Consider the following 12,514-nt stretch of genomic DNA (forward strand, 5'->3'; position numbering starts at 1 on the left):
GTACTCCTCAGGCCTGGCGGATACGCGGGTCGAGCGCGGCGTGAAGCACGTCCGCGAGGAAGCCGGACAGCAGGACCACCACGGCGGCGAACACATTGACGGCGACGACCGAGTTGACGTCGTTCTTGCCGATCGAGGAGACGAACCACTCGCCCATGCCGTGCCAGCCGAAGATCGTCTCGGTGAAGGTGGCGCCGGTGAACAGGGCGAGGAATCCGTAGCTGAAGTACGTCGACATGGGGATGAGCGCGGTCCGCAGACCGTGTCTGAGCAGGGCGGTGCGCCGGCTGAGCCCCTTGGCCCTGGCGGTGCGCAGATAGTCCGAGCCGAGGACGTCGAGCATGGTGGAGCGCTGGTAGCGGCTGTAGCTCGCGATCGTCCCGAGGGCGATGGAGACGGTGGGCAGCAGCAGATGCACCCCGCGGTCCTGGAACACCGCCCAGAAACCGGAGTCGACGCCGGGTGTCTTCTCGCCGGTGAAGCGGATGACCTCGGTCCCGGTCGTCTGGTTGAACCAGATCGCACCGATCTTCAGCAGAACGGCCAGCAGGAACACGGGAGTCGACAGCAGCACGAACGACACCAGCGTCACCACGCGGTCGGAGAGCCGGTACTGGCGTACGGCGGTCCACGCCCCGGCCAGCACCCCGATGACGGTGCCCGCGACCGTACCGAGCAGCAGAAGCCGCAGGCTGACACCGATGCGGCGCCCGAACTCGGCACCCACCGGCGTCCCGTCGATGGTCTGTCCGAGATCGCCGCGCACCGCGTGCCCGGCCCACCGCAGGAAGCGGGTGAGCAGCGGCTCGTGGTCGTTGACGCCGAGCGCCGTGAGGTGGTGGTCGACCGAGGCGGGCGACAGGGGCGGCTGGCGGCCTTCGTAGTACGCGCGCGGGTCGAGCGCCAGTGACGACAGGAGGTAGGAGAGGCAGACGGCGACGAGCAACAGGGCAGCGTAGTAGCCGAGTCGCTTGGCCAGGTAGGCGGCCACGGGGTTGGGTTCCTCCGCAGGAAAGGTGACGGGATCACGCCGCGGCAGGACCGAAAGGTGCAGGTCGTCGGCTTGTCGGTCCAGTCTGACCGCCGATTGTTGCGTACATGCGAAGACTCCGTTGCAGGGTCTCCGCACCCCTCCCGCCGCGCTCGCGCACCGGCTTACCGTCTGCGGAGCCTGCGGTCTCGATCAGGCCGCACCTGAACCGGAGGAAGAATTCCGATGCGCAGAACCACCCTCATTGCCATCGCCGCAGCCGCGTCGGCCACCTTGGTGGCGACCGGCTGCGGTTCCTCCGGCGACGACGCGAAACCGGCCGCGAAGCAGGCGGCTCCCAAGGTGGACGGGCAGGGCATCAACGTCCGCCCGCCGGGCGACCTCAAGCAGGGCGGCTCTCTGCGGTTCGCCATCGACCAGTGGATCACGCAGTACAACATCAACACGGTCGACGGCCAGCAGGGCGACGCCCAGGACATCATCAAGGCGGTCCTGCCCGACCTGTTCGACGCGGACGCCAAGGGCGCGATCCACACCAACCCCAGCTTCCTCGTCTCGGCGAAGGTCGTCTCCACCAGCCCGCAGGTGGTGGAGTACGCACTGAACCCGAAGGCCAAGTGGTCGGACGGAAAGCCGCTGAGCTGGCAGGACTTCGCGGCGCAGTGGAAGGCGCTGAACGGCACGAACACGGCCTACGAGGCCGCCGACACCTCCGGCTACGACCAGATATCCAAGGTCGAGCAGGGCGCCGACGCCCACGGCGTGAAGATCACCTTCAGCAAGCCGTACGCCGACTGGCAGCGCCTCTTCGACCCGCTCTACCCGGCCGCGTACACCGACACCCCGGAGAAGTTCAACAAGAGCTGGTCGGAGAAGGCCGCGGTCACCGGCGCGGCCTTCAAGGTCGGTACGTACGACAAGACCGCCCAGACCATCACCATCGTCCCCGACCCCGCCTGGTGGGGCCCGAAGCCCAAGCTGGACTCGGTGGTCTACCGCGTCCTCGACTCCTCCGCCCAGACCGAGGCGTACCTCAACAAGGAGATCGACGAGACGACCGCGCTGCTCCCCGAGAACTACAAGCGCCTGGTCAAGGCGGCCGACACGGACATCAGGCGCGGCGCCCGCTGGGACGAGGTGCACATCACGCTCAACGGCGGCCGCGGCCCGCTGAAGGACGTGAAGGTGCGCAACGCGCTGCAGCACGCGATCAACCGGGCGGGCGTCAACGAGAGCTTCAGCAAGGACCTCACCTTCGAACTGAAGCCGCTGAACAACCACTTCTTCATGCCGAACCAGGAGGGGTACCAGGACAACTCCAGCGAGTTCGACGCCTATGACCCGGAGAAGGCGAAGAAGCTCCTGGAGGAGGCCGGCTGGAAGGACGCGGGCGAGGGGAAGCCGCGTACCAAGGACGGCAAGCAGCTCACGCTGGACTACACGGTGAGCGCGGGCGGCACCTCGGCCCAGAGCGACCAGGCGGAGCTGGTGCAGCAGATGCTCGGCGCGGTGGGCGTGAAGGTGAACATCAAGTCGGTCCCGGCCAACGACTACTTCAACAAGTTCGTCAACACCGGCAACTTCGACCTCGTCAGCTTCCGCAATGTCGACGCGGTCTACCAGACCATGCTCACCCCGGTCTTCCGCGAGCCGAAGGGCAAGAACCTCTTCCAGAACTTCGGCTCGGTCGGCTCGCCGGAGATCGACGCCCTGCTGACGAAGGCAGGCGAGTCGACCGACCACGCCGAGTCGGTCAAGCTCTACAACGAGGCCGACGCCCTGATCTGGAAGCTCGGCCACTCCATCGAGCTCTACCAGCGCCCGCAGATCCTCGCGGTCCGCAAGGGCCTCGCCAACTTCGGCGCCTCCGGTCTGGCCGACACCGACTACACCAAGGTCGGCTGGGTGAAGTAGCCGGCCGGCTCACGCGGCAGGACCGCCCCGCACCAGCCGCCCCACCCCCTGCCCGCCCGGTGCGACGACATGGCTCAGTGCGAGGCGCAGGGCCACCTCGCAGCGGTACGCGATCGACGCGGACTCCTCCTTGGGCCGGCCCGCCTCCAGCGCCGCGACCGCCCGGTCCCGTACGACGGCGAGCAGTTCGGCGGGGCCGGGCAGACCCACGTCGGCCCGGCGCTGGGCGGGTACGGGTGACACGGAGGTACGGGCGGCGGTGCGCGGGGCGGGCAGCCGCTCGCCCCAGCAGCCGGTGAGCAGCGCCCGCACCAGCGGGTGGGCGCGGGCGGCGGCCACGGTCCACTCGGCGACGGCGGCCAGCCGCTCGGCGGGGGCGGCCGCCGTCTCGCCGAGCGCCCGGTCGACACCCCGCAGATAGACGTCGGCCTCGCGCCGCACCAGTGCGCGGGCGAGGCCGTCCTTGCTGCCGAACTCGTTGTAGAGGGTCTGCCGGGAGACCCCGGCAGCGGATGCGACATCGACCATGCGCACGGCGGACCAGGACAGGCCCGTGAGTGCGGAGAGGGCGGAGTCGAGTAAGGATTCGCGCGCTGTGGGCATCGTTGCCTCCCAGACCAAGCGGCTCTTCGCTCAGACTTGACGGGCCACAGAGCGCTGTCAATAGCCCCGGCGGACCGTGCCCGGGCAGGGCACGGTGGCCCGAACAGAGCCGGATGGCTACTGTGGCGACCATGCCCGACTACCACGATGATCTGCGCCTTGCCCATGTCCTGGCGGACGCCGCCGACGCGGTGACCATGGACCGGTTCAAGGCGCTCGACCTCAAGGTCGAGACGAAGCCGGACATGACCCCCGTGAGCGAGGCCGACAAGGGCGCCGAAGAGCTGATCCGCAGCCAGCTCCAGCGGGCCAGGCCGCGCGACGCGATCCTGGGCGAGGAGTTCGGCCTGGCGGGCACGGGCCCCCGGCGCTGGATCATCGACCCGATCGACGGCACCAAGAACTACGTACGCGGTGTGCCGGTCTGGGCGACGCTCATCTCCCTGACCGTGGTGGGCGAGGGCGGTTACGAACCGGTGGTCGGCGTGGTGTCGGCGCCCGCGCTGGGCCGCCGCTGGTGGGCGGCGAAGGGCGGCGGCGCGTACACAGGCCGCAGTCTCTCCTCGGCCACCCGGCTGCGCGTCTCCAGCGTGAGCAAGGTCGCGGACTCCTCGTTCGCGTACTCCTCGCTCACCGGCTGGGAGGCGCAGGGCAGGCTCGACGGCTTCCTCGACCTGACCCGGGACTGCTGGCGGACGCGCGGCTACGGCGACTTCTGGCCGTACATGATGGTCGCCGAGGGCTCGGTCGACATGTGCGCGGAGCCCGAACTCTCCCTCTGGGACATGGCCGCGAACGCGATCATCGTCGAGGAGGCGGGCGGACAGTTCACCAGCCTGGACGGGGTGCGCGGCGTGGAGGGCGGCAACGCGGCGGCCTCCAACGGCCTGCTCCACGGCGACCTGCTGGGCTACCTGAACCAGCGCTACTAGGGGTTCCGTGACGCCTGAGGGGCGTGAGCCGTGGTTTTACGCGCCCCTCAACTTGCCTCTACCACCCCCTTGTTGACCCCACGGTGGGATGCGACTCTAAGAGCTCCCCCACTTGTGAATTTGTGAATCGGTTCTCGTGATCCGGTCCACCAAGGAGGTGGCTCCATTCATGCTCGTCCGCGACGCCATGAGCACAGTGGTCCTCACCATCGGCCCCGCCCACACCCTGCGTCAGGCCTCCAGACTGATGTCGGTACGCCGCGTAGGAGCGGCCGTGGTCCTCGACCCCGACACCAGCGGCCTCGGCATCCTCACCGAACGCGACATCCTCAACGCGGTGGGAGCGGGCCTCGACCCCGACCGTGAGCTCTCCGCCACGCACACCACGACCGACGTCGTCTTCGCCGCACCGTCCTGGACCCTGGAAGAGGCCGCGGCGGCCATGGCACACGGCGGCTTCCGGCATCTGATCGTCCTGGACGACGTGGGCCCGGTGGGTGTGGTGTCGGTGCGCGACATCATCCGCTGCTGGGCGCCGGACAGACTGCACCCGGCGGAGCAACTGGTGTCCTGACAGCCGATACGTAAAAGAGGGCCGGCCCCGACGAACAGGACCGGCCCTCTGCTCACCACCCGCTGTCAGGCGCGCAGGGCGGCGACCGCGACCTCGAGCCGCTTGCCGAAGTCACCGTCGGCCTTGCGGAAGTTGTCGATCGCCCGCTCGGCGATGTCGTCGCGCGACACCTTGGCGATGAACCCGGAGAGGTTCTCGATCAGACGGACCTTCTCCTCCTCCGAGTACAGCCGGTAAAGGTTGCCGGCCTGTACGAAGTCGTCGTCCTCGGCGTGGCTGGGCGCCTCGTGGTTGCCGGTGGCACCCGACACCTGGGCGGGCTGCCACAGGGGCCGGTCCGTCTGGAAGGGCCCGCCGAAGGAGTTCGGCTCGTAATTCTTGGCGCCCTTGTGACGGCCGTCGTACAGCGCGCCGTCACGGGAGTTGGTCCGCGCCTCGGTGGCGTGCGGGCGGTTCACCGGCAGGTGGTCGGCGTTGATGCCGACGCGGTAGCGGTGGGCGTCGCCGTACGCGAAAAGACGGCCCTGCAGCATCTTGTCCGGCGAGGGACCGATGCCCGGCACGAAGTGCGCGGGCGAGAAGATGGACTGCTCGGTCTCGGCGAAGACGTTCTCCGGGTTCCGGTTCAGCTCGAGCTTGCCGATCTCGATCGGCGGGTAGTCCTCGTGCGGCCAGACCTTGGTCAGGTCGAACGGATTGAAGCGGTACGCAGCCGCTTCGGCGGCCGGCATGATCTGCACCTGCACGGTCCAGGACGGGAACTCACCCCGCTCGATGGCCTCACGGAGGTCGCGCTGGTGGCTGTCGGGGTCCTCACCGGCGAGCTGGTTGGCCTCGGCCTGGGTGAGGTTCTTGATGCCCTGGTCGGTCTTGAAGTGGTACTTGACCCAGAAGACCTCGCCGGCCTCGTTGTTCCACTGGTACGTGTGCGAGCCGTACCCGTTCATGTGGCGCAGGGTGGCCGGAATACCACGGTCGCCGAAGAGCCAGGTCACCTGATGGGTGCTCTCCGGGCTCAGCCCCCAGAAGTCCCACACGTTGTCGGCTTCCTGCGAGCCCGTGTAGGGGTCGCGCTTCTGCGTGTGGATGAAGTCGGGGAACTTGATGGCGTCCTTGATGAAGAAGACGGGGGTGTTGTTCCCGACGAGGTCGTAATTCCCCTCCTCGGTGTAGAACTTCAGCGCGAAGCCGCGCGGGTCACGCACGGCATCGGCGGACCCGAGGTTCCCCGCGACGGTGGAGAACCGCAGAAACGTCTCCGTCTCCTTGCCGACCGCCGAAAGGAACTTCGCACGCGTCCACTGCGAGACATCACGCGTCAGCGTGAACGTGCCGTACGCACCGGCGCCGCGCGCATGCACGATCCGCTCCGGGATGCGCTCGCGATTGAAGTGCGCGAGCTTCTCGAGCAGCGCCTGGTCCTGGACGAGCACCGGTCCACCGAGACCCGCGGTCTCACTGTTCTGGTTGTCCGCGACCGGTGCGCCGGCCTCTGTGGTGAGCGGTCCCTGTGTCGTCATGTGCGCCTCCTGCGTCATTCCTGCCAGCCGTGTCCATGGCGTCAAGCTGCTTCCGACCCTACACTGGACATTGTCTAAGTCAATCAGAGGTCCAAAGTCACACCTGTTCGGGACTTCGGCCCCTTGCCTGTTAGGCTGACCCTTATGAGTGACCTGTTGGAACGCCTTCGCGGCCGAGGCTGGCGGATGACCGCGCAGCGCCGTGTCGTGGCCGAGGTCCTCGACGGCGACCACGTCCACCTGACGGCCGACGAGGTGCATGCGCGCGCCGTGACACGACTGCCCGAGATCTCGCGCGCCACCGTCTACAACACCCTGGGCGAAATGGTCTCGCTCGGCGAGATCCTCGAGGTCTCGACGGACCACCGCGCCAAGCGCTACGACCCGAACGCCCACCGCCCGCACCAGCACCTGGTCTGCGCACAGTGCGGCGCCATCCGCGACGTCCACCCCACGGGCAACCCCCTGACGTCGCTCCCGGACACGGAACGCTTCGGCTTCACGATCTCCGGCGTGGAAGTCACCTACCGAGGCGTCTGCCCGGCCTGCGCAACAGCCTGACAAGAGCACCCGAGGGCCCAATCAAGCCCCTCCGGCGATTGAGGAGCGGGGGTCCGGGGGCAGAGCCCCCGAAAGCGGGGCCCGGGGCGGCAGCCCCGCCCGCGGCGGAGCCGCACAATGTCACAGCGGGAAGGGGCGGGTCAGGGGACAAGCCCCACCAGCCCCACCCTCCGCACCTCTTCCACAATCTGACGCCCCGTCATATTCTCTGCGCGTTCATCACCCCGCACCGCGCAAGGGAGCCCCCGTGGGAGACGACCCGCACCCCACCCCACACCCCAAACTCCAGGCCCGCACCCTCACCCGCACCTTCGGCCGAGGCCCCAAGTCCCTCCCCGCCCTCGGCCCCCTCGACCTCGACATCCCCCCGGGCGAGTTCACCTGCATCGTCGGCCCCTCCGGCTGCGGAAAATCAACCCTCCTCCGCATAGCCGCCGGCCTCCTCCGCCCCTCCCAGGGCGAACTCCGCATCCGTACGCAGTCCCCCCGCCCCGCCGCGATGATCTTCCAGGACTACGGCATCTACGACTGGAAGACCGTCCTGGCCAACGTCCGCTTCGGCCTGGACATCCAGCACACCCCCCGCGCGGAAGCGAACGCCAAGGCCCGCGACTGGCTGAGCCGCCTCGGCCTCGCCGACTTCGCCGACGCCTACCCCGCCACCCTCTCCGGCGGCATGCGCCAGCGCGTGGCGATTGCCCGCGCCCTCGCCGTGGAGCCCGAACTCCTCCTCATGGACGAGCCGTTCGCAGCCCTGGACGCCCAGCTGCGCACGATCCTCCAGGACGAACTCCTCGACCTCACCCAGACCACCCGCACCACCACCCTCTTCATCACCCACAGCCTCGAAGAGGCGATCGTCCTTGGCGACCGCGTGCTGGTCATGTCCGCCCGCCCGGGCCGCATCATCGCCGAACGGCGCCCCCCGTTCCCCCGCCCCCGTACGGGCGACATCCGTACGACCCCTGAATTCACCGCCCTCAAGAGCGAGTTGTGGGACCTGCTCCGCACCGAGGTACGCCCGGAGAAGGTACGTACAGAGAAGGCCCCCGCATGACAACTACAGCCGCCACCCACCAGCCCCGGCCCGACCAGGAAGAAGCGGTACTGGTCCGCAAACCGGGGCCACACGAACTCCACCCCGCCCGCACCCACCGCAGGCGCCGCACCCTGGAACTGACCCTGGCGATCGCGGTCCCCCTGGCCCTGGTCCTCCTGTGGCAACTGGCCGCGTACCAGCAGTGGATAGACGACCGCGTATATCCCGCCCCCTCCACGATCCTGTCCGACGGCTGGGACCGCGCAGCCCAGGGCGACCTCTGGCCCGACGTCCGGGCCACCCTCAAGCGCGTGCTCGGCGGCTACGCCATAGGCACCGTCGCGGGTTACGCCCTCGGCCTCCTCATGGGCTCCCTCCCCCTCGTCAGAGCAGCCCTCGAACCTCTCCTCGACGCCCTCTACGTCGTCCCGAAGCTCGCCCTGCTCCCCGTCTTCCTCAACATGTTCGGCCTCGGCGAGGGCCCGCAGATCGCACTCGTCGCCGCCACGGTCTTCTTCTTCGTATGGATCTCAACGATGGCCGCAGTCCTGGCAGTTCCCGTCGGCCACCGCGACGCGGGCCAGGTGTTCGGCGCATCGCCCTGGCAGATGTTCCGCCATGTCCTGCTGCCCGCATCACTCCCCGCGGTCCTCGTCGGCGCACGGATCGCGGCAGGAGTCGCCGTCCTCGTCATCGTCGCCTCGGAACAGATAGCGGCCTCCAACGGCCTGGGCCACCTGATCTTCGACTCCCGCGCGCTCTTCCAGAACGACGTGATGTTCGTCGGCATCGTCTGCGTGGCCGTCCTCGGTGTCCTGTTCTCCGAAGTGGTGCGCATCGCGGGCCGGCTGCTCACCCCCTGGGCCCCACGCGACCGAGGCCGCAGCCAGTCCTGACCGTCCCGCCCGCACGCCCCGTACGGAGGAAACCGGAATGCGCACCCGCACCACCACCCTCACCCTGCTCATGGCCACGGCCCTGCTCACTTCGGCCGGCTGCGCCAAACACGACGACAACGCCCCCGCGTCGGCGGCCGGGCCCCGCACCATCACCGCCGTTCCCGGCTGTACGGCACACGGCTGGACCGACCCGGCCGACCTCGCACCCGACCGCGCACCGGCCCGCTGCGACAAGAACGCCCCCGCCCCCAAGCCCCTCGCCAAGAAGCGCAAGCTGACCGTCGCGACCGGCACCCTGGCCGCCGAGTACGTCGCCCCGCTCGAAATGGCCGTGGAGAAGGGCGAGTTCGCCAAGGAGGGCCTGGACGTCCAGCTGAAGGTCCTCCCCACCCCCGACGCCCTCCCGCTCCTCGCCAAGGGCGACATCGACGCCCAGTGGGCGGCCCCCGAGGCGGCCGTCATGAACGGCATCGACGGCGGCTTCGACATCAAATGGGTGGCCGGCAACTTCTCTCCCGCCCCGGCTTCCAAGAGCGGTCTGTGGGTCCGCCTCAAGGACGGCGAGAGCGCCTCCTCCGTCTCCCTCAAGGGACGCAGGATGGGCACGATGATCGGCAAGGGTTCGGTGATCTCGTACCCGATGGAGAAGGCGCTCAAGGACCACAGCAGCAACCTCACCGACATCGGCTTCCAGCAGCTCGGCTCCGCCGACGTGCTGACCGCACTGCAGAACGGCGGCGTCGACTCGGCCTGGCTGCTCGATCCCATCTGGCGAAAGGTCGACGGGGACGCCAAGTACGCCTTCCTGGGCGGTCAGCCCCAGGGCGAGCCCCTGGGCGGCGTCCTGTTCGGGCCGAGCCTGCTGAACAAGGACCCGGACGCCGGGGTCGCCTTCCTGCGGGCGTACATCCGCACCGTGAACACCTACTTCGCAGGGGACTACAAGTCGGACCCGGCCTTCACCGCCTCCCTCGCCGCCCTCCTCAAGACCGACGAGGCGATCCTCAAGTCGACGCCGTCGCTCCGTATGGACTGGGAGATCCGCAAGGGAACGACGGACCGGCTGCAGAAGGCGTACCGCGACGCGGGCGTCTCGAAGGGCACCCCGCTGCCCGAGGACAAAACGGTGGACCGCTCGCTGTACGCGGAGGCGGTGGGCCACAAACCGTAGATCGAGGAGAGAGCACGACGAAGGCCCGGACTCTTTCGAGTCCGGGCCTTCGGTGCTACTAAGTAGCGGGGACAGGATTTGAACCTGCGACCTCTGGGTTATGAGCCCAGCGAGCTACCGAGCTGCTCCACCCCGCGTCGGTGAACACAACTGTACGTTGCCCCGCCGACCAGCGCAAATCGCTTCTGGCCCGTTACCGCGCAGCCCCCACGGACCCCCACGGTCACCGCAGCGCCACTAAGCGCTGAGCTCCTGCCGCAGCGCCTCGAGCAGCCGTGCCGCCCGCTCCGCGACCTCGGCCGGCCCCAGCTCGGCGGCCCGAGCACACCACTTCTGCCCCTCGACGAGCTCCCCGCGCCGGATGGCGAGGAGCCCTATGCGCAGCGCGGCCCGGCCGTGCCCCGCGTTCGCCGCCCGCGCCCACCACAGCCCGGCCTCGCGCTCGCTGCCCTCGCGGGCCAGCAGCAGCCCGAGGTTGAAGGCGCCGTTGCGGCTGCCCGCCTCGGCGGCCTCGCGGTACCAGCGCGCGGCCCCCTCGACATCGTTGCGGGACGCGGCGAGCATCCCCACGCGGACCTGGGCACGCCGGTGGCCCTGCTCGGCCGCGCGCTCGTACCACTCCTCGCACTCGCTCTTCTCGGTCACCGGCTCGCCGAGGATCGGCGGCCCCGGCGGCGGCATGCGCGAGTCGAGCAGCGCCCCGAGGCGGAAGGCCGCCTCCGCGCTGCCGCCGCCCGCCGCGCACCGCAGATGACGCTCGGCGCTCTGCTCCTCGCCGTCCCTGAGCAGGGCGATTCCGACCTGCAGCGCAGCCTCGGTGTGCCCGGCCGCTGCCGCCCGCTCGTACCAGACGAAGGCCGCCTGGTCGTCGTCGCGGCCGGCGTGCAGGATGCCGAGATTGAACGCGGCGTCCACGCTGCCCGCCTCGGCCGCCTTGGAGAACCAGGGCTCCGCCCCTGCTGGGTCGCCGCCCTGCAGCAGCAGCACGGCCAGCGCGTTGGCAGCCTCCCTGTGACCCGCGTAGGCGGCACGCCGGTACCACTGCTCGGCCTGCGCGTTGCGGTCCTGGGCGGCGCAGAGCAGCGCGAGGTTGTACGCACCGTTCACGTCGCCCGCGTCCATCGCGGCCCGGTACCAGCGCTCGGCGGTCTGCTGCTCACCGCGGGCGGCGTGCAGCGCGCCGAGCGCGTTGGCCGCGTTCCCGTCGCCGTCCTGAGCGGCGCGCAGCCACCACACGGCCGCGCTCTCCTCGTCGCCCGCGTCGCGCAGCAGGAAGCCCAGCGCGCAGGCGGCCCGCGCCTCGCCGTCCTTGGCGGAGGTGAGGTACCAGCGGCCCGCCTCCTTGAGGTCGCCGCGCTTCTCGAGGATCGCCCCGAGGTGCAGGGCGGCCCGCCGGTGCCCGCGCGCGGCCGCCTGCCGGTACCACTGCTCGGCCTCGGCGGCGGGCTTGTCCTCGGTCGCCGCACGGTCCAGGGCGCGCGCGAGCCGGTAACTGGCCTCGCGGTGCCCCTGCTCGGCGGCGGCGCGCAGCCAGCGCTCGGCGCCGACGTCGCTGCGGTGCTCCAGAAGATCGGCCAGGGCGTACGCACCGAGTGCGTGCCCGGACTCGGCGGACTGGCGCAGCCAGTACTCGGCGGCGGGCTCGTCGCCGCGCTCGCGGTAGTGCCGGCCCAGCGCGTGGGCGGCGGCCGCGGAGCCCGCGACGGCGGCGATCCGCCACCATCCGGCGGCCTCGTCGGCGTAGCCGCGCTGATGGAGCAGTACACCCAGGTTGTTGGCGGCTGCCCGGTCGCCCTCGGCGGTGGCAGCGCGCAGGAAGGGTTCTGCACCATCGAGATCGCCGCGGCGCAGCAGCAGGGCACCGAGCGCGCTCATCGCGGCGGCATCGCCGCTCTCCGCCGCACACCGGAAGCGCGCCTCGCTCTCGGCGTCCGTTCCGATATCGGCGTGCGTATGCACAAACCGCCCTGTCTTCAACAGAGTTGCCCTGTCCCCCATAAATACCATCGTCGCACCACCTGCAACCCGCGTACACCTGGTATACCGCAGCCGGTGAGGTCACTTCAGCGTTTTGTCGACATGCCCACAGGGAGACAAGTCAAACATGATCCGGGCCCAACTCCCCCCGCACGGCGGCTTCTTCGGACCGTCACATGACAGAGGCAAACGACCATATGCATGACGAAGGCCCGGATCTCTTTCGAGATCCGGGCCTTGGCCTTCAGTAGCGGGGACAGGATTTGAACCTGCGACCTCTGGGTTATGAGCCCAGCGAGCTACCGAGCTGCTCCACCCCGCGTCGTTGTGTTG

General features: G+C 69.5%; 11 protein-coding genes and 2 tRNA genes. 7 read left to right on the forward strand and 6 right to left on the reverse strand.

Annotated features, from left to right (window positions below; genetic code table 11):
- Positions 1 to 7: 7 nt before the first annotated feature.
- The gene (locus AB0H78_RS18555) at positions 8 to 991 is read right to left on the reverse strand and encodes an ABC transporter permease (protein ID WP_363235486.1); all 984 of its coding nucleotides are present in this window, start codon (positions 989 to 991) and stop codon (positions 8 to 10) included.
- Between the two features lie 225 nt (positions 992 to 1,216).
- Here AB0H78_RS18555 and AB0H78_RS18560 point away from each other — a divergent pair, with 225 nt between their 5' ends.
- On the forward strand, positions 1,217 to 2,905 hold the full coding sequence (locus tag AB0H78_RS18560) for an ABC transporter family substrate-binding protein (protein WP_363235487.1): 1,689 nt from the start codon (positions 1,217 to 1,219) through the stop codon (positions 2,903 to 2,905).
- A gap of 9 nt (positions 2,906 to 2,914) precedes the next feature.
- On the opposite strand, the gene AB0H78_RS18565 is transcribed toward AB0H78_RS18560, so the two are convergent.
- Complete coding sequence (locus tag AB0H78_RS18565; protein ID WP_363235488.1) at positions 2,915 to 3,508, reverse strand: TetR/AcrR family transcriptional regulator; 594 nt, start codon at positions 3,506 to 3,508, stop codon at positions 2,915 to 2,917.
- A gap of 131 nt (positions 3,509 to 3,639) precedes the next feature.
- Here AB0H78_RS18565 and hisN point away from each other — a divergent pair, with 131 nt between their 5' ends.
- Positions 3,640 to 4,440, forward strand: a complete 801-nt coding sequence (gene hisN, locus AB0H78_RS18570; protein ID WP_363235489.1) for a histidinol-phosphatase — start codon at positions 3,640 to 3,642, stop codon at positions 4,438 to 4,440.
- A 169-nt stretch (positions 4,441 to 4,609) separates the two neighbouring features.
- Complete coding sequence (locus tag AB0H78_RS18575) at positions 4,610 to 5,014, forward strand: CBS domain-containing protein (protein WP_363235490.1); 405 nt, start codon at positions 4,610 to 4,612, stop codon at positions 5,012 to 5,014.
- Between the two features lie 65 nt (positions 5,015 to 5,079).
- On the opposite strand, the gene AB0H78_RS18580 is transcribed toward AB0H78_RS18575, so the two are convergent.
- Entirely contained in the window at positions 5,080 to 6,552 is a 1,473-nt protein-coding gene (locus tag AB0H78_RS18580) for a catalase (RefSeq protein ID WP_363235491.1), read from the reverse strand.
- 126 nt (positions 6,553 to 6,678) lie between these two features.
- Between AB0H78_RS18580 and AB0H78_RS18585 the strand changes: the two genes are divergently transcribed.
- The 4 genes from AB0H78_RS18585 to AB0H78_RS18600 all read left to right on the forward strand — a co-directional run bounded on the left by AB0H78_RS18585 (position 6,679) and on the right by AB0H78_RS18600 (position 10,204).
- Positions 6,679 to 7,095 (forward strand): Fur family transcriptional regulator, encoded by a 417-nt coding sequence (locus AB0H78_RS18585; RefSeq protein ID WP_363235492.1) that lies wholly within the window; start codon positions 6,679 to 6,681, stop codon positions 7,093 to 7,095.
- Between the two features lie 247 nt (positions 7,096 to 7,342).
- On the forward strand, positions 7,343 to 8,152 hold the full coding sequence (locus tag AB0H78_RS18590; RefSeq protein WP_363235493.1) for an ABC transporter ATP-binding protein: 810 nt from the start codon (positions 7,343 to 7,345) through the stop codon (positions 8,150 to 8,152).
- A complete protein-coding gene (locus AB0H78_RS18595) occupies positions 8,149 to 9,030 on the forward strand; it encodes an ABC transporter permease (protein ID WP_363235495.1) in 882 nt (293 codons plus the stop codon). Before AB0H78_RS18590 ends, AB0H78_RS18595 begins: the two co-directional genes overlap by 4 nt.
- A 37-nt stretch (positions 9,031 to 9,067) precedes the next feature.
- Complete coding sequence (locus tag AB0H78_RS18600; protein WP_363235497.1) at positions 9,068 to 10,204, forward strand: ABC transporter substrate-binding protein; 1,137 nt, start codon at positions 9,068 to 9,070, stop codon at positions 10,202 to 10,204.
- Between the two features lie 63 nt (positions 10,205 to 10,267).
- Here the strand turns inward: AB0H78_RS18600 and AB0H78_RS18605 are convergent.
- From AB0H78_RS18605 to AB0H78_RS18615, 3 genes are all read right to left on the reverse strand, one after another.
- Positions 10,268 to 10,341 (reverse strand) — tRNA-Met (locus tag AB0H78_RS18605).
- Between the two features lie 100 nt (positions 10,342 to 10,441).
- Positions 10,442 to 12,211: a sel1 repeat family protein gene (locus tag AB0H78_RS18610; RefSeq protein WP_363235498.1), complete on the reverse strand. Its 1,770-nt coding sequence runs from the start codon at positions 12,209 to 12,211 to the stop codon at positions 10,442 to 10,444.
- Between the two features lie 218 nt (positions 12,212 to 12,429).
- Positions 12,430 to 12,503, reverse strand: a tRNA-Met gene (locus AB0H78_RS18615).
- Between the last annotated feature and the right edge of the window lie 11 nt (positions 12,504 to 12,514).

Source organism: Streptomyces sp. NPDC050738, from assembly GCF_040654175.1.
Lineage (GTDB): Bacteria > Actinomycetota > Actinomycetes > Streptomycetales > Streptomycetaceae > Streptomyces.